The 24973-nt window shown below is 60.0% G+C and carries 26 protein-coding genes; 10 read left to right on the top strand and 16 right to left on the bottom strand.

Features of this window, described 5'->3' with window-relative positions:
• Positions 1 to 16: 16 nt before the first annotated feature.
• The 3 genes from ACA073_RS17075 (at position 17) to cysB (ending at position 2607) form a co-directional block, all read left to right on the top strand.
• Positions 17 to 922, top strand: coding sequence for a 5'-nucleotidase (locus tag ACA073_RS17075; protein WP_497397987.1), 906 nt, complete (start codon positions 17 to 19; stop codon positions 920 to 922).
• A gap of 94 nt (positions 923 to 1016) precedes the next feature.
• Positions 1017 to 1520: a universal stress protein gene (locus ACA073_RS17070; RefSeq protein WP_497397985.1), complete on the top strand. Its 504-nt coding sequence runs from the start codon at positions 1017 to 1019 to the stop codon at positions 1518 to 1520.
• Positions 1521 to 1632: 112 nt separating this feature from the next.
• The gene (gene cysB, locus ACA073_RS17065; protein ID WP_007899921.1) at positions 1633 to 2607 is read left to right on the top strand and encodes an HTH-type transcriptional regulator CysB; all 975 of its coding nucleotides are present in this window, start codon (positions 1633 to 1635) and stop codon (positions 2605 to 2607) included.
• A 167-nt stretch (positions 2608 to 2774) separates the two neighbouring features.
• Here the strand turns inward: cysB and ACA073_RS17060 are convergent, their stop codons facing one another.
• Positions 2775 to 3257 (bottom strand): GreA/GreB family elongation factor, encoded by a 483-nt coding sequence (locus tag ACA073_RS17060; protein ID WP_497397983.1) that lies wholly within the window; start codon positions 3255 to 3257, stop codon positions 2775 to 2777.
• A gap of 2 nt (positions 3258 to 3259) precedes the next feature.
• Entirely contained in the window at positions 3260 to 3670 is a 411-nt protein-coding gene (locus tag ACA073_RS17055; RefSeq protein WP_497397981.1) for a hypothetical protein, read from the bottom strand.
• Between the two features lie 133 nt (positions 3671 to 3803).
• Here ACA073_RS17055 and earP point away from each other — a divergent pair, with 133 nt between their 5' ends.
• On the top strand, positions 3804 to 4946 hold the full coding sequence (earP, locus tag ACA073_RS17050; protein WP_497404130.1) for an elongation factor P maturation arginine rhamnosyltransferase EarP: 1143 nt from the start codon (positions 3804 to 3806) through the stop codon (positions 4944 to 4946).
• Positions 4947 to 4994: 48 nt separating this feature from the next.
• Positions 4995 to 5564: an elongation factor P gene (locus ACA073_RS17045; RefSeq protein ID WP_007943632.1), complete on the top strand. Its 570-nt coding sequence runs from the start codon at positions 4995 to 4997 to the stop codon at positions 5562 to 5564.
• A 178-nt stretch (positions 5565 to 5742) separates the two neighbouring features.
• Here the strand turns inward: ACA073_RS17045 and ACA073_RS17040 are convergent, their stop codons facing one another.
• The 4 genes from ACA073_RS17040 to ACA073_RS17025 all read right to left on the bottom strand — a co-directional run bounded on the left by ACA073_RS17040 (position 5743) and on the right by ACA073_RS17025 (position 9065).
• Positions 5743 to 6756, bottom strand: coding sequence for an alpha/beta hydrolase (locus ACA073_RS17040; protein ID WP_497397979.1), 1014 nt, complete (start codon positions 6754 to 6756; stop codon positions 5743 to 5745).
• Between the two features lie 32 nt (positions 6757 to 6788).
• Positions 6789 to 7208, bottom strand: a complete 420-nt coding sequence (locus ACA073_RS17035) for an organic hydroperoxide resistance protein (protein ID WP_214377271.1) — start codon at positions 7206 to 7208, stop codon at positions 6789 to 6791.
• Positions 7209 to 7577: 369 nt separating this feature from the next.
• Positions 7578 to 8039: a MarR family winged helix-turn-helix transcriptional regulator gene (locus ACA073_RS17030; RefSeq protein WP_497397977.1), complete on the bottom strand. Its 462-nt coding sequence runs from the start codon at positions 8037 to 8039 to the stop codon at positions 7578 to 7580.
• Positions 8040 to 8108: 69 nt separating this feature from the next.
• Positions 8109 to 9065 (bottom strand): LysR family transcriptional regulator, encoded by a 957-nt coding sequence (locus ACA073_RS17025; RefSeq protein ID WP_497397975.1) that lies wholly within the window; start codon positions 9063 to 9065, stop codon positions 8109 to 8111.
• 111 nt (positions 9066 to 9176) lie between these two features.
• On the opposite strand from ACA073_RS17025, the gene ACA073_RS17020 reads away from it, so the two are divergent.
• Positions 9177 to 9926, top strand: a complete 750-nt coding sequence (locus tag ACA073_RS17020; protein ID WP_497397973.1) for a sulfite exporter TauE/SafE family protein — start codon at positions 9177 to 9179, stop codon at positions 9924 to 9926.
• Here the strand turns inward: ACA073_RS17020 and ACA073_RS17015 are convergent.
• Positions 9916 to 10770, bottom strand: coding sequence for a LysR substrate-binding domain-containing protein (locus ACA073_RS17015; protein ID WP_497397971.1), 855 nt, complete (start codon positions 10768 to 10770; stop codon positions 9916 to 9918). The genes ACA073_RS17020 and ACA073_RS17015 overlap by 11 nt on opposite strands.
• A 96-nt stretch (positions 10771 to 10866) precedes the next feature.
• Between ACA073_RS17015 and ACA073_RS17010 the strand changes: the two genes are divergently transcribed.
• Both ACA073_RS17010 and ACA073_RS17005 read left to right on the top strand, forming a co-directional pair.
• The gene (locus tag ACA073_RS17010; RefSeq protein WP_008031420.1) at positions 10867 to 11082 is read left to right on the top strand and encodes a DUF1127 domain-containing protein; all 216 of its coding nucleotides are present in this window, start codon (positions 10867 to 10869) and stop codon (positions 11080 to 11082) included.
• Positions 11083 to 11146: 64 nt separating this feature from the next.
• Positions 11147 to 12376, top strand: coding sequence for a winged helix-turn-helix domain-containing protein (locus ACA073_RS17005; protein ID WP_497397969.1), 1230 nt, complete (start codon positions 11147 to 11149; stop codon positions 12374 to 12376).
• Positions 12377 to 12480: 104 nt separating this feature from the next.
• On the opposite strand, the gene ACA073_RS17000 is transcribed toward ACA073_RS17005, so the two are convergent.
• Positions 12481 to 13827 (bottom strand): class II 3-deoxy-7-phosphoheptulonate synthase, encoded by a 1347-nt coding sequence (locus ACA073_RS17000; protein WP_497397967.1) that lies wholly within the window; start codon positions 13825 to 13827, stop codon positions 12481 to 12483.
• Between the two features lie 148 nt (positions 13828 to 13975).
• Here ACA073_RS17000 and ACA073_RS16995 point away from each other — a divergent pair, with 148 nt between their 5' ends.
• Positions 13976 to 14731, top strand: coding sequence for a spermidine synthase (locus ACA073_RS16995; RefSeq protein WP_497397965.1), 756 nt, complete (start codon positions 13976 to 13978; stop codon positions 14729 to 14731).
• 109 nt (positions 14732 to 14840) lie between these two features.
• Here the strand turns inward: ACA073_RS16995 and ACA073_RS16990 are convergent, their stop codons facing one another.
• On the bottom strand, positions 14841 to 15632 hold the full coding sequence (locus tag ACA073_RS16990; protein WP_497397963.1) for a crotonase/enoyl-CoA hydratase family protein: 792 nt from the start codon (positions 15630 to 15632) through the stop codon (positions 14841 to 14843).
• 421 nt (positions 15633 to 16053) lie between these two features.
• Between ACA073_RS16990 and ACA073_RS16985 the strand changes: the two genes are divergently transcribed.
• The gene (locus tag ACA073_RS16985) at positions 16054 to 17727 is read left to right on the top strand and encodes a DEAD/DEAH box helicase (RefSeq protein WP_461954045.1); all 1674 of its coding nucleotides are present in this window, start codon (positions 16054 to 16056) and stop codon (positions 17725 to 17727) included.
• 220 nt (positions 17728 to 17947) lie between these two features.
• Here the strand turns inward: ACA073_RS16985 and ACA073_RS16980 are convergent, their stop codons facing one another.
• The 7 genes from ACA073_RS16980 to minC form a co-directional block, all read right to left on the bottom strand.
• Positions 17948 to 20104, bottom strand: coding sequence for a mechanosensitive ion channel domain-containing protein (locus ACA073_RS16980; RefSeq protein ID WP_497397961.1), 2157 nt, complete (start codon positions 20102 to 20104; stop codon positions 17948 to 17950).
• Positions 20105 to 20183: 79 nt separating this feature from the next.
• Positions 20184 to 20360, bottom strand: a complete 177-nt coding sequence (locus tag ACA073_RS16975; RefSeq protein ID WP_497397959.1) for a hypothetical protein — start codon at positions 20358 to 20360, stop codon at positions 20184 to 20186.
• Positions 20361 to 20557: 197 nt separating this feature from the next.
• A complete protein-coding gene (locus tag ACA073_RS16970) occupies positions 20558 to 21847 on the bottom strand; it encodes a M18 family aminopeptidase (RefSeq protein WP_497397957.1) in 1290 nt (429 codons plus the stop codon).
• 212 nt (positions 21848 to 22059) lie between these two features.
• Positions 22060 to 22695: an RluA family pseudouridine synthase gene (locus tag ACA073_RS16965; RefSeq protein ID WP_497397955.1), complete on the bottom strand. Its 636-nt coding sequence runs from the start codon at positions 22693 to 22695 to the stop codon at positions 22060 to 22062.
• A 178-nt stretch (positions 22696 to 22873) separates the two neighbouring features.
• Positions 22874 to 23128 (bottom strand): cell division topological specificity factor MinE, encoded by a 255-nt coding sequence (minE, locus tag ACA073_RS16960; protein ID WP_007944431.1) that lies wholly within the window; start codon positions 23126 to 23128, stop codon positions 22874 to 22876.
• Positions 23128 to 23940, bottom strand: coding sequence for a septum site-determining protein MinD (gene minD / locus ACA073_RS16955; RefSeq protein WP_150631077.1), 813 nt, complete (start codon positions 23938 to 23940; stop codon positions 23128 to 23130). Before minD ends, minE begins: the two co-directional genes overlap by 1 nt.
• A 201-nt stretch (positions 23941 to 24141) precedes the next feature.
• Entirely contained in the window at positions 24142 to 24879 is a 738-nt protein-coding gene (minC, locus tag ACA073_RS16950) for a septum site-determining protein MinC (protein WP_497397953.1), read from the bottom strand.
• Positions 24880 to 24973: the final 94 nt, after the last annotated feature.

Here is a 24973-nt window from a genome sequence, read left to right as displayed (position 1 = left end):
CCCGAGGGGGAAGGGCATGCCAAAGACGATTGACGACAAACTGGTGCTGGCGATTTCTTCGCGCGCGCTGTTCGACCTGAGTGAAAGCCACAAGGTTTACCTGGCGAACGGCGTCGAGGCTTACCGGCAATATCAGATCGAACACGAAGACGAAATCCTCGAGCCCGGCGATGCATTCCCGCTCGTTGAAAAACTCCTCAACCTCAATACCAGCCTCGGGCGCGCCAGGGTCGAGGTGATCCTGGTGTCGCGCAACAGCGCCGACACCGGGTTGCGGGTGTTCAACTCGATTCATCATTACGGACTGGCGATTTCCCGGGCGGCGTTTGTCGGTGGGCGCAGTCCGTACCCGTATCTCAAGGCCTTTGGTTGCGACCTGTTTCTGTCGACCCACGCCGAAGACGTGCGCAGTGCGCTGGATGCCGGTTTCGCCGCGGCGACCATTCTGTCGGGCGGCGCCAGCCGTGCCGCGAGCGATGAATTACGGATTGCCTTCGACGGTGACGCGGTGCTGTTTTCCGACGAGTCGGAGCGTGTTTATCAGGCGGGCGGCCTGGAAGCGTTTCAGGCCAGCGAACGTGAAAGCGCCCGCGAGCCACTGCGCGGTGGGCCGTTCAAAGGCTTTCTCGCGGCGCTCAATCTGTTGCAGCGCGAGTTTCCGGAGGACGCCTGTCCGATCCGCACCGCGCTGGTCACCGCCCGTTCGGCGCCGGCCCATGAGCGGGTGATCCGCACGTTGCGCGAGTGGGACATCCGCCTGGATGAATCGTTGTTCCTCGGCGGACTGACCAAATCCGCTTTCCTCGAAGCCTTTGCCGCCGACGTGTTTTTCGACGATCAGGCAGGCCATTGCGAGTTGGCCCGCGAGGTGGTCGCTACCGGCCATGTGCCTCATGGCATAAGCAACGAGCAAAAGGTTTAAGCCCGCCGTTCAACGCGTTACGCGGGACGTCGTACTCGCCAAGGCACTGCTAAGCTGAATCAATCTCCGCCATGTTGGCACTCGAGGAGGTCATATGATTCGTTCGATGCTCTATGCCACTGACCTCGGCCTGTACGCCCCTTTGGTGATGCAGCATGCGTTGGCGCTGGCTCGAACATTCAATGCCGATTTGTATGTGGTGCACGCCGTCGAACCCATGGGTCTGTTCGCCGAATCGGTGCTGCAGAGCTATCTCGACGAGCAGGCGCTTAACGAATTTCACAGTCAGGGTTTGAACACGGTGATCGCCAGTATCGAGCAGCGCGTGCTCGACAGCTTTCGCGAAGAGCTGGGAGATGAAGGGGAGCAGGACCTGGAACGGATAAAAGCGGTGCGGGTGCTTCAGGGCGATCCGTCGCAGGTGATTCTCGACCAGGCGCAGAAACTCTCCGTGGATTTGTTGATCGTAGGTAGTCATAGCCATGGTGCTGGCGCGGAAACGCCTTTGGGCAGGACTGCAGCGCGGGTGTTGCAGTTGGCTCGGGTCCCGGTCTATCTGGTGCCGCTGGTGGAGCGCCGCCGTCAAGGCGATCGCTAGACCACGAATAGTGGCAATTTGATAAAAAGTTCTAGATTTATTCTTCAAACCATTAATATAGTTATATACCGTCGCTGATGCCCGTGGCGTCTACCTGCTTTGAGGGATTCATATGAAGCTCCAACAATTGCGCTACATCTGGGAAGTGGCGCACCACGACCTCAACGTTTCCGCTACAGCCCAAAGCCTTTACACCTCGCAACCGGGCATCAGCAAGCAGATCCGTCTGCTGGAAGACGAATTGGGCGTCGAGGTTTTTGCTCGCAGCGGCAAGCACCTGACCCGCGTCACCCCGGCCGGCGAGCGCATCATCACCACCGCCGGCGAGATTCTGCGCAAGGTTGAAAGCATCAAGCAGATCGCCCAGGAATTCTCCAACGAGAAGAAAGGCACCCTGTCGATCGCCACCACGCACACCCAGGCGCGTTACGCGTTGCCGCCGGTGATCAGCAATTTCATCAAGCAATACCCGGACGTTGCGCTGCACATGCATCAGGGTTCGCCGATGCAGATCGCCGAAATGGCCGCTGACGGCACCGTCGATTTCGCCATCGCCACCGAAGCCCTGGAGCTGTTCGGTGATCTGGTGATGATGCCGTGCTACCGCTGGAACCGCTGCGTGGTGGTGCCTCAGGGCCATCCGCTGACCAAGCTGTCGAAGCTGACCCTGGAAGCGCTGGCCGAATACCCGATCGTGACGTACGTGTTTGGTTTCACCGGTCGTTCGAAACTCGACGAAGCGTTCAGCCATCGCGGTCTGACGCCGAAAGTGGTGTTCACCGCGGCCGACGCCGACGTGATCAAGACTTACGTTCGCCTGGGTCTGGGTGTGGGCATCGTCGCGAAAATGGCGGTCGATACCAAACTCGATAGTGATCTGGTGGTGCTCGACGCCAGCGAGTTGTTCGAATCCAGCATCACCAAAATCGGTTTCCGTCGCGGCACCTTCCTGCGTGGCTTCATGTGCGACTTCATCGAGAAGTTCGCCCCGCACCTGACCCGCGAAGTCATGGCCAAAGCCATTCAGTGCCACAACAAGCAGGAACTGGAAGAGCTGTTCGACGGCGTCGAACTGCCGGTCCATTAATGGGGTGTCCTGCCTCGCAAATACTGTTCCTTTTTGACGGCGTCTGTTGCCGTCATGCTGCGTTGCCGCTCCTCGCCATAGCGGGCTATGACTCGTCGTGGCGCCTTGCCTGACGACAACAGCCACTCGTCAAAAGAGGAACGTATTCGCGAGGCAGGACACCTTGGCTAAACAACCTCGGTAACAGAAAACTGTTGCCGAGCGCCCGCCACCAGAATCTCCACCTCGTCCCCTTCGAACTTGCCCAGCAGGTTTTTGCCCAGCGGTGAGCGAGGGGTGATGACGGTAATCCATTGCCCCACCAGATCGACCTTCAAGCCCGCCGCGTCGGGGGCCAGAAACAGCCATTGCTCACGACCCTTTTCGTCTTCCAGACCGAGCAGGGCGCCGACTTCGATGCCGCGCTGTTCGTCGTAAGGCCGCAGCGTCAGGTTCTGGCACAGCGCCAGCGATTGCCTGATTTCTTCCACGCGTCTGGCTTGCCCGGCCGCCAGATAAGACGCCTCCAGCCCCAGCGTGTCGTACTTGTTCTCGGCGATGTTTTCTTCGTGGGTTGCGGTTTCGTAAGCGGTTTGCGCCGCACGCTCGGCGATGTCGAGATCGACCCGCAGCTTGTCGAGGATCAGTTGGTGGACGGTATGTTTGTTCATGATCAATCGCAGAATTGCAGGACGTTGGCGCGGCTTTTTTCGCTTGGCGCGGTCTGGTCCTGTTGCAGCCAGAACTGGCATTTCGGATTGGCCCGATTGCGGCTGGTGCTGCGGGCCTGATCCAGTCGTTGCTGCTGCTCGTTCTTGCGCAGGTTCTCTTCGTATTGGTCGAACAGCGGGCTTTGCGGTGGCATGTCCGGTACCGGTTGCGCGACCACGGGTGGTTTCGCCAGTTGCTCTATCGCTAGCGCGACCGGCGCCAATTGCTCGCTGAACAACAGTCGGGAAGCGAGCCAGCAGGTCAGCGCGATGGCGAGGAATCCCAGCCACAATCCGAGGGCAATGCTACCGGTCAGTTGCAGGGCATTGAGCTGAATCGGCAAGGAGCGGCGCGGATTGGAACGGTAGGGCATGACTGCCTCCTGGCGGGTGATCGCGGGCGAGTGGCGATTGTCGCATGAAGATTAATCGCCGTCGGCTCTTCTGCGCGGAGTAATTTATGCGGACAATCGGCGCCTTTGCCAACGGGAGCCTGGAATGCCTGAAATGCCTCAAATGAAAAGCAGCTGGGACATTTTTTGCGCCGTGGTCGATAACTTTGGCGACATCGGCGTGACCTGGCGCCTGGCCCGACAACTGGTTGCCGAGCATTCGCTGGAGGTGCGTTTGTGGGTCGATGACTTGCGGGCCTTCGAGCGACTCTGTCCGGAGATCGACATCCATGTGGCTCAGCAATCGCAGGAAGGTGTCGAAGTCCGGCAATGGCCAACCGACTGGTTGCCCACCGACGCCGCCGATGTGGTCATCGCCGCATTCGCCTGCCAATTGCCGAGCGCCTACATGGACGCCATGGCCGCGCGGGAAAAGCCGCCACTGTGGATGAACCTCGATTATCTGAGTGCCGAAGACTGGGTCATCGGCTGCCACGGTTTGCCGTCGGTGAAGTACAAAAGCGTGCAGAAGTACTTTTTCTTTCCGGGGTTCCAGAAGGCCACCGGTGGCTTGCTGCGTGAAAGGGGATTGCTTGAGCGACGCCGGCAATTTCAGCAAAGCCCCGAGGCTCAGCGAAAATTCCTGCAAGGGTTAGGGATTGATCGCGCGCCAGGCGCGCAGCTGATCTCGCTGTTTGCCTATGAGAATACCGGTCTGGCGAGTTGGCTGGAGGTGATGGCCGCCGATTCGGCACCTACCCATCTATTGGTGCCCGAAGGGCGGATTCTGGGTGATGTCGAGCGTTGGCTCGGTGTCGACGGATTGGCGGCGGGCGCGGTGCATGTACGCGAGTCCTTGACCGTGCAGGTGCTGCCGTTCGTCCGACAGGACCAATACGATCACCTGCTCTGGTGCTGCGATTTCAACGCCGTGCGCGGCGAAGATTCGTTTGTCCGTGCCCAGTGGGCGGGCCGGCCACTGCTCTGGCACATCTATCGGCAGGACGAAGACATTCACCTGGACAAGCTCGAAGCCTTCCTGACGCTGTACACAAAAGGTCTGTCTGAGCCTGCCCGCGAGGCGATCAGCGGGCTTTGGCGTGCGTGGAATGCCGGGCATGATATGTCCGGTCACTGGCTGACGACCCGTAAACACTGGCCGGAACTGCAAATACATGCCGAAGCGTGGTGTCTGGAACAAGCCTTGCAGGCAGATCTTGCCGCAGCGCTGGTACAGTTTTACCTAAATTGGATATGATACGCGGCCTAGATTTTTGTAAATCCCATCCAAATTCGGATATTCGCAATGAAAACTGGTAAAGAACTGAAACCCGGTACCGTGATCCGTCTCGAAAACGATCCTTGGCTGGTTCAGAAAGCTGAATTCACCAAATCTGGTCGTAACAGCGCGATCATGAAGACCAAGCTGAAAAACCTGCTGACCGGCTACAAGACCGAGATCGTTTACAGCGCCGACGACAAACTGGACGACGTAATCCTCGACCGCAAAGAAGCGACCCTGTCCTTCATCAGCGGCGACACCTACACGTTCATGGACACCACCGACTACACCATGTACGAGCTGAACGCTGAAGACATCGAAGCCGTTCTGCCTTTCGTTGAAGAAGGCATGACCGATGTTTGCGAAGCGATCTTCTTCGAAGAGCGTCTGGTTTCCGTAGAGCTGCCGACCACTATCGTGCGTCAGGTTGACTACACCGAAGGTTCCGCTCGCGGCGACACTTCCGGCAAGGTGATGAAGCCTGCCAAACTGAAGAACGGTACCGAACTGTCGGTTGCTGACTTCATCGAAATCGGCGACATGATCGAGATCGATACCCGCGAAGGCGGTTCCTACAAAGGCCGTGCTAAATAAGCACCGCTTCAGGAATGAAAAAGCCCGACCATTGAGTCGGGCTTTTTTTCGTCTGCCAGAAATACGCTAGACCCCTTGTGGGAGCGGGCTTGCTCGCGAAGGCGGCCTATCATTCAACATTGATGTCGACTGACACTCCGCCTTCGCGAGCAAGCCCGCTCCCACATTTAGACTGCGCTTACTTCAGGTGTTGCTTGAGTTCTTCAGACGCTTGCAACATCGCCGAACGCACCGCCGGCACCTGGCTCACCACATTCAGCAAACCATAATCGTGAATCAGGCCGTTGTAGCGAACTGCCGTCACCGGCACGCCAGCCTCGTCGAGTTTGCGGGCGTAGGCTTCACCTTCATCGCGCAGCACATCGGCGCCGGCCGTCTGCACCAGCGCAGGTGGCAGGCCTTTGAGTTGGGCAGTGGTCGCCCGCAGTGGCGAAGCATAGATCTCGTTACGTTGCTTGGGATCGGTGGTGTAGTTATCCCAGAACCACTTCATCATGTTCCTGGTGAGGAAGTGCCCCTCGGCAAACTGGTTGTAAGACGCCGTTTCAAAGTTCGCATCGGTCACCGGCCACAGCAGCACCTGGAACTTGATCGCCGGGGTGCCTTTGTCTTTGGCCATCAGCGCAACAACCGCCGCCATGTTGCCGCCGACGCTGTTGCCGGCCACGGCAAGACGCTTGCCGTCGACGTTGATTTCCTTGCCGTGCTCAGCCACCCATTGGGTCGCGGCATAAGCCTGGTTGATCGCCACCGGGTAATGCGCTTCCGGCGACGGGGTGTAATTGACGAATACCGCCGCCGCACCCGAACCCGTGACCAGATCCCGAACAAGTCGTTCGTGGGTCGGGAAATCCCCCAGCACCCAGCCGCCACCGTGGAAGAACATGAACACCGGCAGCTCGCCTTTGACCCCGGCTGGCCGGACGATGGTCAGGCTGATCGGTTGGCCGTCGACTTGAATGGTCTTCTGGCTGACGTCCGCTTTTGGCAGCGTCAGTTTCACCCCGGCTTGCGCGCCGACCAAAATGGCCCGGGCATCTTTCGGTGAAAGCTGTTCCATCGGTTTGCCGGTGCCGGCATTCAGTACATCGAGGAACGCCTGGGTGTTGTGTTCAACCCCTTCGCCCGCGAATGCGCTGTGGATGGACAGGGCCAGAAGAGTACCGGTCAAGACTTTGCTGAAAGTGTTCATGTTGGTTTCCTGTTCGGTCTTGGAATCAGCGGTTAGACGGTAACGTGCAGGCGCACATCGACGTTGCCACGGGTGGCGTTGGAGTACGGGCAGACCTGGTGGGCAGCGTCGACCAGGGATTGCGCATCGGCTTGCTCAAGACCTGGCAGGCTGACGTGCAAGTCGATGTCCAGACCGAAACCGCCAGGAATCTGGCCGATGCCGACATGGGCGGTGATCGACGCGTCGTTCGGAATGCTGCGTTTGGTCTGGCTGGCGACGAATTTCAGGGCACCGATGAAGCAGGCGGAGTAACCGGCGGCGAACAGTTGTTCAGGGTTGGTTGCAGCGCCGCCAGCACCACCGAGTTCTTTTGGCGTGGCGAGTTTGACGTCGAGGATGTTGTCGCTGGAAACCGCACGACCGTCACGGCCGCCAGTGGAGGTTGCGATTGCGGTGTAGAGAGTTTGCATGATGTAGGCCTCGTTCGGGTTTGGGTGTTTTGCGCTAAATATTTGCGCGCTAAGTAAGTGCGAGATGAATGTATAGCGCTAATAATTAGCGCGCAAGTTAAATTTTGAAAAAAGTTTGGCAAGGGTCGAAAAGTGCAGGAGCGATTACTGGCAAGACTGTTGAAGCAGAGCGATTCAGGCAGGTTTTTTTGACGGTGATTTTTTTCGAGGAGGGGGGAAGGGCGAACCTTATTCGTGAGAGCACTGCATAACGAAATGTGGGACTGGGCTTGCTCGCGAAAGCGGTGTGTCAGTCGACAAAAATGTTGAATGATGAACCGCATTCGCGAGCAAGCCCGCTCCCACAAGGGATTTGTGGTGATTTGGAGATCAGAGGCTGTCTTGAAGATTGCTGCGGAGCGCTTGCAGTTCCGCTTGCAGTTTCTGCAGTCTCTCCAGCGTCATCCCGCTGGCGCCGAGGATGCACTGGGGAATATCGCGAGCCTTGTCCCGCAGGGCACGACCCTGTTCGGTGAGTTCGACAATCACCACTCGCTCATCCTCGCGGCTGCGGGTGCGGCTGAGCAAGCCCTCGACTTCCAGGCGTTTGAGCAGTGGCGTCAGTGAGCCAGGATCGGTCAGCAGGCGCGTGCTGATTTCGCCTACGGTCAAACCGTCCTGTTCCCACAACACCATCATTGCCAGGTATTGCGGATAGGTCAGGCCCAGCGCTTGCAGCAGAGGCTTGTAGACCTTGGTCATCAGCAGCGAGGTGGAATGCAGGGCGAAACAGGCCTGATTGTCCAGCAGCAGGTCGTCGCAGGTGTCCCGTGTGTTGCGTTCGGTGTTCATTTTGAAACCTTGATCTGTGATCGTCATGAATCTAGCGGGCGAATGTTTAATGCGCCAGATAATTCTGACCTAGTGCCGGTCGAGGGTGTTTTGCAGCGCCAGATCCCACGGCGGAATCGGGCTGAAACGGGTTTTCAGGTATTCCAGCAACAAACGACTGCGGGAATTGGGTTGTTGCTCTAGGCGCAAGGCATAGATACCGGTGGTTTCCGGTGCTGGCAGGCCGTTCTCGCAGAACAGCGGCAGCAGTTCGCCGCGCAACAGGTACTCGCTGGCCAACCACGTCGGCAAGTGCGCGATGCCCAGCCCGGCCAACGCGCCGCAGACCAGCGCCTCGGCGTTGTTGGCGCTCATGCGGATGCGCGCCGGGCGGTGCAGGTGCATTTGCCCATCCCGCTCGAAACGCCAGGCGAAGGGCGGGGCGAGGCCATCCCAGTCGAGGCCGTCGTGTTCAATCAATTGCGCTGGGTCGGTCGGTACGCCACGACGCTTCAGATAGTCGGGGCTGGCGCAGGCGATGCGCACCATGCTCGCCAGCGGTGTGGCCACCAGTCGGGTATCGGCCATTTGCCCGGCGCGCAGCACCAGGTCAACCTTGCCCAGGTTCAACCCCTGCATGTCGACAAAACTGTCGATCAGGTGCAGTTGCACGTCGAGGCCGGGGTAGAGCATCAGAAAATCAGCGATCACCGGTGCCAGATGCCGCCGGCCGAACGCAGCGGGCGCGTCGATCCGGATCAGGCCTTCCGGCGCGCTGCTCAGGGACACCGCTTCGGCCCGGGCCAGTTGCAACTCCGCCACGATACGCCGCGCGCGCTCGGCGAACGCCAACCCGGCCGGCGTCGCGCGCACCGCGTGGGTACTGCGGATAAACAACTGGCTGCCGACCGCGCTTTCCAGGCTGTCGATCCGTCGCGCCACTGCCGACGGTGTCAGCGGATGACGGCGGGACGCGGCGGAGAAACTGCCGGTTTCCAGTACATCGAGGAACAGACCCAGTTGCTCGGTCAATTGATTGGGGTTCATGGTGTCGTCAGTGCTTGTGCGAAGTTGGCACAGCCATTGTGCGTTGCTGTGCGTTTCCCCGCCAGCGCCGACTGCGTAGGATGAATCGCCTGAGAAGGAGGGAAATCCGCCGTGATCGAGTTTTTGATGTATCTGGTATTCGGCGCCGCCCTGGGAACCCTGGGCGGTTTGTTTGGCATTGGCGGCGGGCTGATCGCCATTCCGTTGCTGGGGGTGTTGTTCGGTCTTGATCAGCAGATTGCCCAAGGCACTGCGTTGGTAATGGTGGTGCCGAACGTGATGCTGGCGCTGTGGCGCTATCACCAGCGCAATAAAATCGAATGGCGGCATGCGCTGCCGCTGGCGTCGATGGGTTTTTGCTTTGCGTGGATCGGTTCGATCTGGGCGGTGGGCATTGATGCGCAAACCATGCGCGCAGGATTTGTCGCGTTCCTCATCGCTTTGTCGGCCTACAACCTGATGCGAATGTTCCACGCCAATGCGTTGGCCAGTTCGCAGATGAATTACTCATGGCCATGGCTGGGCGTACTCGGCGCGGCTTCCGGGACTATGGGCGGATTGTTTGGCGTGGGCGGGGCGGTGGTGGCTACGCCAGTGCTGACAAGCCTGTTCGGCACCAGCCAAGTGGTGGCCCAAGGCTTGTCGCTGGCGCTGGCGTTGCCCAGCACGGGCGTCACGCTGGTGACTTACGCCGTGCATCATCAAGTGGACTGGATGATCGGTGTGCCGTTGGCCGTCGGCGGTCTAATGAGCATCAGTTGGGGCGTGAAAATCGCCCACGCCATGCCGGAGCGGCTGCTGCGCGGGCTGTTCTGTGGCTTCTTGGTGCTGTGCGCGGTGACGCTCGCCTTTAAAGTTTGAACCCTTCGACGATGTGTTCGGCCAGGCATTCGGTGATCGGCGACGGATTGTGCAAGTTGCGCAGCAGCATGATGCTGGCCTCCGGCAATACCGGCAGGTCCTCGGCTTCACCGAGGATGCGCAAGTCCGGGGTGATCAGGCTTTCCAGTTGCGCGGTCACGGCCAGGCCGGCGCTGACCACCGCCATGATCGCCGACAGGCTTGAGCTGTTATAGGCAACGCGGTAGTCGCGGCCCATGGCGTCCAGCGCATTGCAGGCCCACAACCGGCAGAAACAATCGCTGTTGAACATGGCCAGCGGCAATGGCGTCTGCTCGTGGGCGCTGAAACATTGCGCCTCGGCCCAGACAAACCGCTCCTTGAGCAGCAACTGGCCGATCTCGTTGCCCGGTTCGCGGGTGACGATCGTCAGATCCAGATCCTGACGCAACAGCAATTGTTTTGATGATTCGCAGTGTACTTCGATCTGGATCAGCGGATACGACTGGGCAAAGCGCCGCAGAATCCCCGGCAGAAAGCGCATCACGTAATCGTCCGGCGTGCCGATGCGCACCGTGCCGACCATGTGCGGCTCGCGCAACGTGTTGAACACCTCGCTGTGTAGCTTGAGGATACGCCGGGCGTAACCCAGCAGCACCTGGCCTTCAGCCGTCAACCGCACCTGGCGGCCGTCGCGCTGGAATAACTGGCGCTGTAACACATCCTCTTCCAGCCGCTTCATTTGCATGCTCACGGCGGATTGCGTGCGGTTGACCAATTCTCCGGCGCGGGTGAAACCGCCCTGATCGGCGATGGCGACAAAGGTGCGCAGCACGTCAGTATCGATACTCGGGTAGGCAGACATTCATCAATCTCCGAGATGTGTTGCATCAGAAACATTCGTTGGATTGATCTTAGCCCCGGCGCGACACTTCAGCCATCCCAAACGGAGGGCAACAAGATGAAAGGTCAAAAAGGTTATGTCGAGGTAGAGAAACATTCCATCCACGTCGTCTCGGATCTGCTGCACAAGATCAGTCGCTGGTACGAACTGCACCGTGAACGCGAGTTGTTGGCGGGCATGAGCGATGAAGCGTTGAAGGACATCGGGCTCAGTCGTGCGGATGTCGAGCACGAAACCGTCCGCCCATTCTGGGATGACCCGATGCACAAATGAGTAACCCACAACTACACAAACCGTCTCCCGGTGAGGTAGGTTGCGAGCAGACAAGGAGATGCTCATGCCCGCAACGCTGTCCTTTTCCATCAAACAGGCTCGACGCCTGGCGCTGGCCGCCCAAGGGTTCAACGGGCGCCAGCCGCCGGCGGCGATCAAAGCGGTTCAGCTCAATCGCCTGATCGAGCGGCTGGGCATTCTGCAGATCGATTCAGTCAATGCGTTGGTGCGTTCGCACTACCTTCCCTTGTTTTCCCGCCTCGGCAACTACTCATCCGACTTGCTCGACCAGGCTGCCTGGAGTTCCGGCCGTCGACGTACGTTGTTTGAATACTGGGGCCATGAAGCCTCGTTGCTGCCCCTGTCGATGTACCCGTTGATGCGCTGGCGCATGCTGCGGGCGAGCCGTGGCGAAGATATCTATCAGCAGCTGGCCCGTTTCGGGCGTGAACAACAGGACACCATTCGCCGGGTGCTGGGCTCGGTTCAGGAGCTCGGCGCGCTGGGTGCCGGGAGTCTGTCGACCCGCCAGGAGCGGGCAGGGCCCTGGTGGGACTGGAGTGCGGAAAAGCATGCGCTGGAATGGTTGTTCGCCGCCGGTGAGGTGACTGTGGCCGGACGGCGTGGATTCGAGCGGCTTTATGATTTGCCGGAGCGGGTTATTCCTTCAGCGATTCTGCAGCAGCCATTGCTCTCGGAGGACGAGGCCCAGCGCGGCTTGTTGCTGCATGCTGCGAATGCCTTGGGTGTGGCGACTGAAAAGGACCTGCGTGACTACTTTCGCTTGAGCCCCACTGATGCGCGTCCGCGTCTGGCGGAACTGGTGGAGGCGGGTGAGTTGCTCACCTGTGACGTGCAGGGTTGGCGGCAACCGGCGTTTTGTCTGCCGGAGCCGAAGGTGCCGCGCAAAGTGGAAGCGAGCGCGTTGCTGTCACCCTTCGATTCGCTGATCTGGGAGCGCAGCCGTACCGAGCGGTTGTTCGATTTTCGCTATCGGCTGGAGATTTACACGCCGCCGGACAAGCGGGTCTATGGCTATTACGTGTTGCCGTTTTTGCACAACGAACGGATTGCCGCGCGGGTGGATTTGCGGGCGGAACGGGCGTTGGGGCGGCTGGCGGTGCATGCCGTGCATGAGGAAGAGGCGGGGCTGGACGAGGCGGGGATGCTGGCGTTGGCGGTGAATCTGCGGCGGATGGCGGATTGGTTGGGGTTGGAACGGGTGCAGTTGAATTGTCCACGGGCGAGTGCGGCGCGGTTGAGGGTGGCATTGGCACAATTCGATGGTGTTTGAACGGGCCCCTTCGCGAGCAAGCCCGCTCCCACATTTGACCGAGCTCGCCAGGCGGACGCGGTCAAATGTGGGAGCGGGCTTGCTCGCGAAGGGAGCGGCGCGATTTAACGCCGAACTTGCTTCAGGGTTTCAGCAATAAGAAACGCCAATTCCAGCGACTGATCCGCATTCATCCGCGGATCACAATGGGTGTGATACCGGTCCGACAACCCATCCTCGGTAATCGGTCGCGCACCACCAATGCACTCGGTGACATTCTGCCCGGTCATCTCGATATGGATACCACCGGCATAACTGCCTTCCGCTTGATGAACCTGGAAGAACTGCTTCACTTCGCCGAGGATCTGCGCAAAGTCGCGAGTCTTGTAGCCGCTGCTGGCCTTGATGGTGTTGCCGTGCATCGGGTCGGAACTCCACAGCACTTGCTTGCCTTCACGCTGCACTGCGCGGATCAGCGCCGGCAAGTGATCGCCAACCTTGTTCGCGCCCATCCGGGCGATCAGGTTCAAGCGACCTGGATCGTTGTCCGGGTTGAGCACGTCGATCAGGCGGATCAGGTCTTCCGGGTTCATGCTCGGGCCGACCTTGACCCCGATCGGGTTGTTCACCCCGCGCAGGAACTCGACGTGAGCACCGTCCAGCTGACGGGTGCGGTCGCCGATCCACAGCATGTGCGCCGAGCAGTCGTAGTAATCATTGGTCAGGCTGTCGCGACGCACGAAGGCTTCTTCGTAGTTCAGCAGCAGCGCTTCGTGGGCGGTAAAGAAACTGGTTTCGCGCAGTTGCGGCGAACTGTCCATGCCGCAGGCGCGCATGAACGCCAGGGTTTCATCGATGCGGTCAGCCAAGTGACTGTACTTCTCGGCCAGCGCCGAGTTGGCGATGAAGTCCAGGTTCCACTTGTGTACCTGATGCAGGTCGGCAAAACCGCCCTGGGCGAAGGCGCGCAAAAGGTTCAGGGTGGCGGTGGACTGGTGGTAGGACTGGAGCAGACGCTCCGGGTCCGGCACGCGGCTTTTTTCGTCGAAACCGATGCCGTTGACGATATCGCCCCGGTAGGCCGGCAGGGTCACGCCGTCGATGGTTTCGTCGTTGGCCGAGCGCGGTTTGGCGAACTGACCGGCCATGCGCCCGACCTTGACCACCGGGCAACCGGCAGCGAAAGTCATGACGATCGCCATTTGCAGCAGCACCTTGAAGGTGTCGCGGATTTTCGCGGCGGAGAATTCGGCGAAGCTTTCGGCGCAATCGCCGCCCTGCAACAGAAACGCGCGACCCTGGGTGACTTCGGCAAACTGACGTCGCAACTCCCGGGCTTCACCGGCAAACACCAGCGGCGGATAGCTGGCCAGGGTTTGCTCGACGTGCAGCAAATGCGCCGCGTCGGGATAGTGGGGTTGTTGCTGGATCGGCAGGGCGCGCCAGCTGTCAGGGCTCCAGGGTTGGCTCATCACGGTCTCGGTTGTTTTACGCTCGGACGTTCATGTTATCAGCAAATTAGTGCGTGACCTGTTCCCGTCGCTTCGCGGACAATCGCGCCTTTGCCGCTTCATGTTGCGGTGTACTACGTTGCCGGCCCGGTAACGATCAGGAGACGAAATGACTGAGGAGCGCGTCGAGCATCTGCTCGCCGAGGTACAGGACGAGTTCGGCGTGATTCGTGTACTGGAAGTGGCCGATTACCGTTTTCTCGAGTTCGGTGATGCCATCGAACAGAGCTGCGTGTTCACCGCGGATCCGAGCTGGCTCGAATACGATTACACCCGGGCGATGCTGATCGGTGCGTTGTGCCACGAGCAACCGGAAAGCGCGCTGTTCCTCGGCCTCGGTGCCGGCACGTTGACCCAGGCCTGCCTGAAGTTCCTGCCGCTGGAAGATGTCGAGGCCATCGAACTGCGCCCCGACGTGCCGCGCCTGGCGATCGAATACCTTGGGCTGGATGACGATCCGCGGCTGTACATCCGGGTGGGCGATGCGCTGGAGCTGCTGGAGACCGCCGAGCCGGCGGACCTGATTTTCGTCGACCTCTATACCGATGTCGGGCCGGGTGTCGGGCATCTGGCCTGGAATTTTCTGGAAAACTGTCAGAAACGCCTGAATCCCGGTGGCTGGCTGGTCATCAACCAGTGGGCCACCGACGATGGCAAGCCGCTGGGCGCGGCGTTGTTGCGTGGGCTTTATCATCGGCATTACTGGGAGCTGCCGGTGAAGGAGGGCAATGTGATTCTGATCGTGCCTTCGGACCTGGATCAGGACCTGGACATGGATGGGTTGGTTGCTCGGGCTGAAGGTTTGGCGCCGCAGTTGGGGTATTCGTTGCAGTCGCTGATCAAGGCGATTCGCCCGGCGACTTGATTGTTGTCTGTAAGGGCCCCTTCGCGAGCAAGCCCGCTCCCACATTAGACCGCGATCAAATGTGGGAGCGGGCTTGCTCGCGAAAAGGCCCGCGCGATCGATACAAATCTCAAATCCCTTTGAAGACCCCCGGCCGTTTTTCGATCATCGACAGCACACCTTCCTTCGCATCCTCACTCGCCAACAACTTCTTCACCAGCGCCGGCAATCCCTGCGCCGCCGCGGTTTCCCCTTCATAACGCGCCTGCCGCGCCGACATCAACGTCGCCTGAACCCCCAGCGGTGCCTGCCGGGCAATCCGTTCCGCCAGTTCAATCGCCCGCGGCAGCAAATCCTCGCTGGCCATGACTTCCTGCACCAGGCCCAGGTGCAGCGCATCATGGGCGTCGAATTCATCGCCGGTCAGCAGCCAGCGCATGGCATTGCCCCAGCCTGCCACCTGATGCAGGCGCAACGTCGCGCCGCCAAACGGGAAGATTCCGCGCTGTACTTCTTTCTGGGCGAATCGGGTGTTGCTGGCACAAAGGTTAATATCGGCGGCCAGCATCAGCTCGATGCCAATGGTCAGGCAGTAGCCTTGCGCGGCGACGATCACCGGTTTACTGACTCTGGGACCTGCAAACACGCCCCACGGATCGCACCCCCCGGGTGGCGCTTTCCAGCCTTCGGCCAGCGCTGCGCTGGCGCTGACGAGGTCGAGTCCGGCGGTGAAATGCTCGCCATGGCCGAACACCACCGCCACCCGCGCCTCGCTGTCGGCCTCGAATTCGCCGTAGGCCAGGCTGAGGGCATTGATCAGGTCGAGATCGAAGGCGTTGCGCTTGGCCACCCGATCCAGGCCGATCAACAGGACATGGCCGTGCCGTTCTCGGGTTACACGGCTGCTAACGGGTTGATTCATCGAGCAATTCCTCGGGCGGGAAGGGTGTTTGAGGCCGTGGGTCTGCGTCACCAGAGTGAACCGTTTTAGCGTCATCGTCAGCAGGGCCGGGCCTTTGAAAAATAGACGGCTGTACGATTCTCCGCAAAGCCTGTGACACAACGGTGTATGCGTCAGATTTCCGACAAATAATGCTCCCTTTTCAGGCTAATTCCGGTATAGTGCGCGCCGGCCTTTAACCGGGCCGCGTTTAGGTAGCGCAATTCCCCGAAGTCAGCTTCGGCTGCACGTCCGCACAGCGGACTCTCCCTTGACGAATCTTTTTCATTCATTCGTTTTCGCAAATCCCCGCCGACAAAGCAGCCAGGGCGACTCTTGAGTCTTACACGGCATGCGCAGCTTTGGAGCATGGGTCTTTGCGGATGCACTTAGAGGCAGACCCATGACCCAGGAAACCGGCGGCTTCGCCGCTTTTAATCTTAATCCGAATATTCTTGCAGCCGTCATTGCGACTGGCTACGAAGAGCCTTCGGCTATTCAGCAGCAATCGATCCCGATCATCATGGCCGGCCAGGACATGATTGGCCAGGCGCAAACCGGTACGGGTAAAACCGCTGCGTTCGCCCTGCCTATTCTGCATTGCATCGATCCTGCCAAGCGCGAGCCGCAAGCCCTGATCCTGGCGCCAACCCGTGAGTTGGCGCTGCAAGTAGCAACCGCTTTCGAAACCTACGCCAAGCAAATGCCGGGCGTTACCGTTGTGGCCGTTTACGGCGGCGCGCCTATGGGCCCACAACTGAAAGCAATCCGTAACGGCGCACAGATCGTTGTCGCCACCCCGGGCCGTCTGTGTGACCACCTGCGTCGCGACGAAAAAGTCCTGTCGACCGTGAACCACCTGGTTCTCGACGAAGCTGACGAAATGCTCAAGCTGGGCTTCATGGACGACCTGGAAGTCATCTTCAAGGCTCTGCCAGCGACCCGTCAGACCGTACTGTTCTCGGCCACCCTGCCACAGTCGATCCGTGCCATTGCCGAACGCCACCTGCGCGATCCGCAACACGTGAAGATCCAGACCAAGACTCAGACCGTTACCGCGATCGAACAGGCTCACCTGTTGGTTCACGCTGACCAGAAGACCTCGGCTGTATTGAGCCTGCTGGAAGTCGAAGACTTCGACGCCCTGATCATGTTCGTGCGCACCAAGCAAGCGACCCTGGACCTGGCCAGCGCCCTGGAAGCCAAAGGCTACAAAGCCGCTGCGCTGAACGGTGACATTGCCCAGAACCAGCGTGAGCGCGTGATCGACTCCCTCAAGGATGGCCGCCTGGACATCGTTGTGGCGACCGACGTTGCTGCTCGTGGCCTGGACGTTCCGCGCATCACTCACGTATTCAACGTTGACATGCCGTACGATCCTGAGTCCTACGTTCACCGTATCGGCCGTACCGGCCGTGCCGGTCGCGAAGGTCGTGCACTGCTGCTGGTAACTCCTCGTGAGCGCCGCATGCTGCAAGTGATCGAGCGTGTAACCGGTCAGAAAGTTGCCGAAGTTCGCCTGCCGGACGCTCAGGCTGTTCTCGATGCCCGCATCAAGAAACTGACCAACAGCCTGTCGCCGCTGGTTGGCGATGCCGAATCGACTCACGGTGATCTGCTGGATCGCCTGACCGCCGACATCGGTTGCACCCCGCGTGCACTGGCTGCTGCTCTGCTGCGCAAGGCCACCAATGCTCAGGCGTTGACCCTCGCTGCAATCGAGAAAGAACGTCCACTGGTGCCGAACAATGCACCGCGTGGCGATCGTCCAGAGCGTTCCGGTGATCGTCCGGACCGTGGTGATCGTGAGCGTCGCGCTCCGGTTCCATTGGCCGAAGGTCGTGCCCGTTGCCGTACCGCGCTCGGCGCGCGTGATGGTATCGCTGCGAAAAACCTGCTGGGCGCCATCCTCAACGAAGGTGGTCTGGCGCGTGAAGCGATCGGTCGCATCCAGGTGCGTGACAGCTTCAGCCTCGTCGAGCTGCCGGAAGATGGTCTGGAGCGTCTGCTGACCAAGCTGAAGGACACTCGCGTTGCCGGTAAGCAGTTGAAGCTGCGTCGCTATCGCGAAGATTGATCCGCTCTCGGGCTGATTGATCGAACATAAAAAATCCCCGACTGGTTCGGGGATTTTTTTATGCCTGCGTTTTGTTAAACGCTGCCGATTCCGCGATTGGCTGCGAACCCTGTAGGAGCGAGCTTGCTCGCGATGGACGTTAACGATTACGTTTTCAGCCTGAAGGAATGCGGTGTCCTTGCGTCCATCGCGAGCAAGCTCGCTCCTACAGGGTGCGGTGTTAATCCGTCACTTGGCCGCCGCCGGCCGTCACCACCTGCACGCTCATGCGTGGCGTCGCCAGATCAAGCCCCGCTTCGTCCAGGTGCCGTTTCAGGGACAGGTTGAACGCCCGGGAAACTTCCCATTGCTTGATCGGCGCGGTCTTGAATCGGGCCCGAAGTATCGCGTTGCCTGACTCGAAACTCTCGACCCCTTGAATCTCCAGTGGCGACCAGATGTTGCGTCGTTGCAGCGGATCGGTGCGCATCTTCTGGCCGACGTCGCGCATCAGTTTGATCGCGTTATCAATGTCCATGCTCGAGGGGATCGCCACGCGGAAGATTGCGTAGCCGAATTCCCTTGAGTAGTTCTTGATGCTTTTGATCTCGCTGAACGGAATCGTGTGGACGATGCCGTCGATGTCCCGCAGGCGCACAGTGCGAATGGTCAGGCCTTCGACGGTGCCGAGATGGCCGCCGACATCCACGTAGTCGTCGATGGCCAAGGAGTCTTCGATGATGATGAACAGTCCGGTGATCAGGTCCGCCACCAGCGACTGTGCACCGAAACCGATGGCCAGACCGATCACACCGGCACCGGCCAGCAGCGGCGTGACGTTCATGCCCATGTTCGCCAGGGCGACGATCAGTGCGACGATGAAAATCGCCACGAACAGCACGTTGCGGATCAGCGGCATCATCGTCTGCGCGCGGGCGTTGGCCAGACCTTTGCGCGAGCGGGTCAGCGCGTGGTGCACCGCCGTGTCGCTGAGAATCCAGATCAGCCAGGCAAAGATCAGCGTGCCGCCGAGGCTGAACAGTTTGACGCTGACTTCATGACCTTCGCCTTCGGTGAACGCAATCAACGACATGCCCCAGACCCGCAGGCCAAGTTCGATGAACGCCAGCCACACCAGCAAATGGGCGAGGGTATAGAAGAAGCTTTTCAGGCGTTCGGAATACAGCGCATGACGCTTCGCCCCGCGTTGCGGTTTCAACGCATGACGGCGCACCAGTCCGTTGATGACCATGCACAACACCAACAGCACGGTGCAGATCAGCGACTGGCGCAAGGCGGTGCTGGTGTCGCCGGCCGAGACGAACGTGGCGAACAGCGAGATGGCCACCAGCACCAGCGCCGGCACATACCAGAAGGTGCCGAGAATTGAGAGGGTGTCGCTGAGGGCGCGGCGGGTCAGGCGTCGGGACAGCGGCTGGTTGCGGATCAGGTGGGCGATGGGGCGACGGAAGCGCAGGATGAACAACCCGGTGGACAGCGCTGCCAGCACGTTGGCGATGGTGGCGGCGGTGTGGGCCAGGTGGCTGCCGAGGCTGGTCACCAGTCGCGGATCGCTCAAGGCTTCACCGAAGGCGGCGAAACTGCCGATCAGCCACAGCGGCCGAAAGGCCTGATGTCGCAGGATGTACAAGGCGCGGTGGCGGTGCGGGCCATCGAGCAGGGAAAAGGCGATCACGCAGATCGCCGAAAAACAGGTGCCGACCACTAGCGCATAGGCCAGGACCATCGCCAGGCTTTTGCCCAGCGATGAGGGCAGGGCGTAACTCATGTACACCGTGATGACCAGAGCGATCAGCCAGGGGCCGAGTTTGCGCAGGGCAAAACGCAGCATGTCGAGGGCCTTGGGGTGTTGCGGCAATTCCTCGGTCAGGCCGAAGCGCATCCGCACCCGGTGCCCGAGCCAGATCAGCGCGGCAGCCAACAGGCTCCAGACCATCAGGATCATGGCGAAGGCAAAGATGATCGGCAGCCATTCATTGGCCGGCAGTGCCAGCGCTGTCAGTTCGTCTTTGGCCAGATTGAATTCTTCGGACCAGCGCGTGAGCGGGCTGTCGGCGCCGGAAAACTGCTTTTCGAAATTGGCCAGCGTCCCGCCAATCAGACCCAGCACGCCTTCTTCAGTGGCCGGCTGGGCTTTTTTGGTGGCGTCGCGCAGCTTCTTCAGGTCGGCCAGTAATTTGCTTCGTTGCTGATCGTTCTCCAGCGACTTGATGACTTCGTCAAGGGATTGCCCCAGCGGTTCTTGCGCCTCTGGCTGGGTTTTCGCGGAGCCGTTGAGCAGGCTCGGCAAACCGGCGGCCTGGGCAGGCGTGATTGGCAGCAGCGCCATCAGGCAAACGAGGAAAAAGCACGGCAGGGCAAAAAGACGAGCGAACACTAGGCGGTCAACCTTGAAAAGAGCAGATCGGCCGAGTGTACGAGCCCGCCAAAATCAATGCGAGCCGCTGGGGAGGGATTTATTCGTTGAGTTTGGCGAGGATCTTGAAAACCACGGTGGCGAGGATGGTCAGCATGCCGATCCACATCGCGAACACGCCGGCATTCTTGTCACGGAAATTGAAGCCGACGGCCAGCAGGATCATCCCGCCCAGAATCGGGATCAGCATGGCGTGGAATGAAGACATCGAGATCATGAGCGACTGCCTTGTCGAAAGGGGTATTTAAAGTCTAGGTGGCTTTTGGGTGGCCGGTGGTGATGTGTATCAGAATTGAACCGGTGCAATCATGAAATTTGCGTCGGTTGAACTGACGTCTTCGCGAGCAAGCCCGCTCCCACATTTGAAATGTATTCCAAGGTGGGAGCGGGCTTGCTCGCGAAGCTTTTCAGGGGTTACGGCAATTCCTGGCAGGCGTAAAACGCGCTCAGCACTTTCACCAGGTGCGCCAGATCATGGCTGCCGCACAGCTCGCGGATCGAGTGCATGGCGAATGTCGGCAAGCCGATGTCCACGGTGCGCACGCCCAGGTGGCTGGCAGTGATTGGGCCGATGGTCGAACCGCAGCCCATGTCGCTGCGCACCACGAAGCTTTGCACCGGCACTTCTTCGGCCATGCACAGATGGCGGAAGAACCCGGCGGTTTCGCTGTTGGTGGCGTAACGCTGGTTGCTGTTGACCTTGATCACCGGGCCGGCGTTGAGTTTCGGGCCGTGGTTGGCGTCGTGCTTGTCGGCGTAGTTCGGGTGCACGCCATGGGCGTTGTCGGCCGAGACCAGCAGGGATTTCTGAATGGTGCGTACGAATTCATCACCTTCAGGCAGCAGACGACGCAGGGTCTGCTCAAGCATCGGGCCGTCGGCGCCGCACGCGGAGCAGGAGCCGACTTCTTCGTGGTCATTGCAGACCAGCACACAGGTTTCGTCGGTTTCAGCGGTCAGCAAAGCCTGCAGTCCGGCGTAGCACGACAGCAGATTGTCCAGGCGCGCGCCGGCGATGAAGTCGCCATGCAGGCCGATGATGGCCGCGCTTTGGGTGTCGTAGAAGCTCAGCTCGTAATCGAGCACCACATCAGCGTTCAGGCCATGTTCCAGCGCCAGCTGGTTGGTGAGCACGGCACGGAAGTCCACACGCTCGTCACCGGCAAACTGCGCAAGGATCGGCGGCAGTTCGGTCTGGGCGTTGATGGCCCAGCCCATGTTGGCTTCACGATTGAGGTGAATGGCCAGGTTCGGAATGATCGCAATCGGTGCCTTGAAGTCGATCAGCTGGCTCTCGACCTTGCCGTCGCGGCGGAAGGTTACGCGGCCGGCCAGGGACAGGTCGCGGTCGAACCAGGGCGCCAGCAGCGCGCCGCCGTAGACTTCGACACCCAGTTGCCAGAAACCCTGGCGTTGCAGTTCCGGCTGGGGCTTGACCCGCAGGCACGGGCTGTCGGTGTGGGCGCCGACCAGGCGAATGCCGCCGTGCAGCGGTGAATGGCGGCCCATCTTGACCGCGACGATCGAAGAGTCGTTGCGGGTGACGTAGTAACGGCCGTTGGCTTCGGTGGTCCAGGGCTCGCGTTCATCGAGACGCTGATAACCCGCCGCTTCCAGGCGCTGGACAAGGCTGGCGGTGGCATGGAACGGGGTAGGGGAGGCCTTGAGGAAATCGATCAGGCCTTGGTTCAACTCTTCGCGCATAAGTAGCTCCAGACAGCAATGGCGCCAGTTTAACGTATTGGTCACAGAATTGGCGGCGTGCTGATGGTGGGGGGACCCCCGTGATGGAATCTGGAGGAGATCCCATGTGGGAGCGGGCTTGCTCGCGAAAGCGGTGGGTCAGTGACGATTGTGTCGACTGACACACCGCTTTCGCGAGCAAACCCGCTCCCACAGTTTGGTAGGTGTTCCGCCTAGAACGGTGCAGGGCACTCGAAACGCAGGCGTTCGCCGGTCTGCGGATGAGTGAAGCTGAGCATGCTTGCGTGCAGGCACAGTCGTGGCCAGGCGGCCAGCGCCTGCTCATGGGCGTAGAGCCCGTCACCCAGCAGCGGATGGCCGATCGAGAGCATGTGCACGCGCAACTGATGGGAGCGGCCGGTGATCGGCGTCAGTTCAACCCGACACCAGTCGCCGCAACGTTCGAGTATGCGCCAGAACGTCAGGGCGTTTTTGCCGAACTCGTGGTCCACCACATGGCGCGGCTTGGTCGGCGGATCGTAGCGCAAGGGCAGATCGATGCTGCCGCTGTCCAGCTCCGGTTGACCCCAGCAGAGTGCGGTGTAGGCCTTTTCGGTTTCGCGGTCGTGAAATTGCCGAGACAATTCGCGATGGGTGTCGGGGTCGCGGGCCAGCAGAATGATGCCGGACGTTTCCCAGTCCAGACGATGGACGATGCGTGCTTCCGGGTAGCCGTTTTCTTGCAGGCGGGTGATCAGGCAATCCTTGTTGTCATCGGCCCGGCCAGGGACGGAAAGCAACAGGGTCGGTTTATTCACCACCAGTACGGCGGCGTCCTGATGGATGATGTGGACGTTGGACAGCGGCATTAAAACAGCCTCGTAACAAACGCCAACGGCGACTCAGGCGTTGCAAGTCCCTGTAGGAGCGAGCTCGCTCGCGATGGTGTGTCAGTCGACATCAAGCCGTCTGATAAACCATCGCGAGCAAGCTCGCTCCTACAGGAAATGCAAAAGCCTGAGCCGCCGTGGCTCCAGCCAGATCGACTCAGCGATCTGGCAGGGTGATATTGAGTTCCAGAATCGAGCAGCTACCCTGGTTTTCCAGGGCGACGTGCACGTCATCGGACCCGATATTGACGTACTTGCGGATCACCTCGACCAATTCCTTCTGCAAGGCGGGCAGGTAGTCCGGCGTACTGCGTTGGCCACGTTCATGCGCCACGATGATCTGTAGACGCTCTTTCGCTACCGAGGCGGTACTTGGCTTCTTGTTAGCACGAAAGAAGTCAAAAATATTCATTACCGGCCTCCAAACAGACGCTCAAAGAATCCTTTCTTCGTCACATCGAGAAACCGATGTTCCACGGTTTTGCCCAGCAGGCGGTCGACGGCATCGCTGTACGCCTGACCGGCGTCGCTCTGGTCGTCGAGAATCACCGGCACGCCGGAGTTGGACGCCTTGAGTACCGCTTGGGACTCAGGGATCACACCCAGCAGGGTCACGGCGAGAATTTCCTTGACGTCTTCGACGCCGAGCATTTCGCCGTCACTGACGCGTTGCGGGTTGTAGCGGGTCAGCAGCAAGTGTTCCTTGATCGGTTCTTCGCCGTTTTCAGCGCGACGCGACTTGCTGGCCAGCAGGCCCAGCATGCGGTCCGAGTCACGAACCGAGGACACTTCCGGGTTGGTCACGACGATCGCTTCATCGGCGAAGTACATGGCCAGGTGTGCACCTTTCTCGATGCCGGCCGGGGAGTCGCAGACCACGAACTCGAAGTCTTCCTTCAACGCCATCAGGACTTTTTCCACGCCTTCGACGGTCAGCGCGTCTTTGTCGCGGGTCTGACTGGCGGCCAGTACGTAGAGGTTTTCCAGGCGTTTGTCTTTGATCAGGGCCTGTTGCAGGTTGGCTTCGCCGTTGACCACGTTGACGAAGTCATACACGACGCGACGCTCGCAACCCATGATCAGGTCGAGGTTACGCAAACCGACGTCGAAGTCGACGATAACTGTTTTGTGACCGCGCAGTGCGAGGCCGGTACCGATAGCAGCACTGGTGGTGGTCTTACCCACACCACCCTTGCCGGATGTAACCACTAGAATCTTGGCCAAGGTGTTTCACCCCTAAGGAAAAAGGACATTTAGCCCCGAAAAACATCTCTGGAAAAAACGACTGCAGTCGGACAGCCTTGGCTGGAATCCGGCCCTGAACCGCGCTTACCCCCGGTAAACACTGCTTTTGGCCTTTTTCCTACTTCGTTTGAGCCGTTTTCGCTACGTTTTAGAGATGCTTGGAAAATGCGGCAGTATCCGTTAAAGCCGAATGATGTTCAACACATCGCCCGACAGGCTGACCTGTACGCCTGCGCCCCATAAAGGGTCACGCCGCAGATCTTCCGAAACCTTATAGTGACCTGCGATGGAGACTAGCTCAGCGCTCATTTGCTGACAGAAAATTCTGGCTTTCGTGTCGCCTTTGACCCCGGCCAATATGCGGCCGCGCATCGGGCCGTATACATGGATGTTACCGTCGGCGAGAAGTTCCGCCCCCGGGCTGACCGACGAGATCACGACGAGGTCGCAACCCTGCGCATAAATCTGCTGGCCGCCGCGAACGGGCGAAGTGATGATTTTCGTCGGTTTGATCGTCGGTGCCGGCGGTTTTTCCGGTTTCTTCGCCACGACGCCCTCAAGCGGGTCCAGCGGCCGCTCACGGGCACCGGACGGCGGCAGCACCGGCAGGTCGACCGCGATGGCGGCGGCGATGTCTTCGATACGGCTGGCGCGGATCGCCAGGGTGCGCAGGCCGTGCTGGCGACAGACGCGCATCAAGCCTGGCAGGTCGACCGCGCCTTCGCTGGCCGGAAGCTTGTCCAGCGCCAGTACCAGCGGCGCGTTACTGAAGAAGCCAGGCGCCTGGGCGACTTTGGCGGCCAGTTGCCGATCGAGGCTCTCCAGGTCGTTGCGGGCCAGCTCCAGCACCGTAATGGCGAGCATGCTGCCCTTCAACTGGAACACGGGATCTTGGTCTAGCGGGTCGGTTTGGCTCATGGTCGGCATACAACGGCTTGTCACTAAAAGTGTCGAGACTTATAACGAGAACGCTCGCCAGCCGCAAGCCGGGTCGAACGATGTAGAATGCGCG

Source organism: Pseudomonas sp. LBUM1670 (genome assembly GCF_059695695.1).
The sequence above is the reverse complement of the archived record's forward strand: the minus strand, read 5'-3'. Positions and strand labels throughout refer to the sequence as shown.

Coding starts and splice junctions, on each gene's coding strand:
- ACA073_RS17075 (WP_497397987.1), top strand. CDS start 17: ATGCCAAAGACGATTGACGACAAACTGGTGCTGGCGATTTCTTCGCGC.
- ACA073_RS17070 (WP_497397985.1), top strand. CDS start 1,017: ATGATTCGTTCGATGCTCTATGCCACTGACCTCGGCCTGTACGCCCCT.
- cysB (WP_007899921.1), top strand. CDS start 1,633: ATGAAGCTCCAACAATTGCGCTACATCTGGGAAGTGGCGCACCACGAC.
- ACA073_RS17060 (WP_497397983.1), bottom strand. CDS start 3,257: ATGAACAAACATACCGTCCACCAACTGATCCTCGACAAGCTGCGGGTC.
- ACA073_RS17055 (WP_497397981.1), bottom strand. CDS start 3,670: ATGCCCTACCGTTCCAATCCGCGCCGCTCCTTGCCGATTCAGCTCAAT.
- earP (WP_497404130.1), top strand. CDS start 3,804: ATGCCTCAAATGAAAAGCAGCTGGGACATTTTTTGCGCCGTGGTCGAT.
- ACA073_RS17045 (WP_007943632.1), top strand. CDS start 4,995: ATGAAAACTGGTAAAGAACTGAAACCCGGTACCGTGATCCGTCTCGAA.
- ACA073_RS17040 (WP_497397979.1), bottom strand. CDS start 6,756: ATGAACACTTTCAGCAAAGTCTTGACCGGTACTCTTCTGGCCCTGTCC.
- ACA073_RS17035 (WP_214377271.1), bottom strand. CDS start 7,208: ATGCAAACTCTCTACACCGCAATCGCAACCTCCACTGGCGGCCGTGAC.
- ACA073_RS17030 (WP_497397977.1), bottom strand. CDS start 8,039: ATGAACACCGAACGCAACACACGGGACACCTGCGACGACCTGCTGCTG.
- ACA073_RS17025 (WP_497397975.1), bottom strand. CDS start 9,065: ATGAACCCCAATCAATTGACCGAGCAACTGGGTCTGTTCCTCGATGTA.
- ACA073_RS17015 (WP_497397971.1), bottom strand. CDS start 10,770: ATGTCTGCCTACCCGAGTATCGATACTGACGTGCTGCGCACCTTTGTC.
- ACA073_RS17010 (WP_008031420.1), top strand. CDS start 10,867: ATGAAAGGTCAAAAAGGTTATGTCGAGGTAGAGAAACATTCCATCCAC.
- ACA073_RS17005 (WP_497397969.1), top strand. CDS start 11,147: ATGCCCGCAACGCTGTCCTTTTCCATCAAACAGGCTCGACGCCTGGCG.
- ACA073_RS17000 (WP_497397967.1), bottom strand. CDS start 13,827: ATGAGCCAACCCTGGAGCCCTGACAGCTGGCGCGCCCTGCCGATCCAG.
- ACA073_RS16995 (WP_497397965.1), top strand. CDS start 13,976: ATGACTGAGGAGCGCGTCGAGCATCTGCTCGCCGAGGTACAGGACGAG.
- ACA073_RS16990 (WP_497397963.1), bottom strand. CDS start 15,632: ATGAATCAACCCGTTAGCAGCCGTGTAACCCGAGAACGGCACGGCCAT.
- ACA073_RS16985 (WP_461954045.1), top strand. CDS start 16,054: ATGACCCAGGAAACCGGCGGCTTCGCCGCTTTTAATCTTAATCCGAAT.
- ACA073_RS16975 (WP_497397959.1), bottom strand. CDS start 20,360: ATGATCTCGATGTCTTCATTCCACGCCATGCTGATCCCGATTCTGGGC.
- ACA073_RS16970 (WP_497397957.1), bottom strand. CDS start 21,847: ATGCGCGAAGAGTTGAACCAAGGCCTGATCGATTTCCTCAAGGCCTCC.
- ACA073_RS16965 (WP_497397955.1), bottom strand. CDS start 22,695: ATGCCGCTGTCCAACGTCCACATCATCCATCAGGACGCCGCCGTACTG.
- minE (WP_007944431.1), bottom strand. CDS start 23,128: ATGAATATTTTTGACTTCTTTCGTGCTAACAAGAAGCCAAGTACCGCC.
- minC (WP_497397953.1), bottom strand. CDS start 24,879: ATGAGCCAAACCGACCCGCTAGACCAAGATCCCGTGTTCCAGTTGAAG.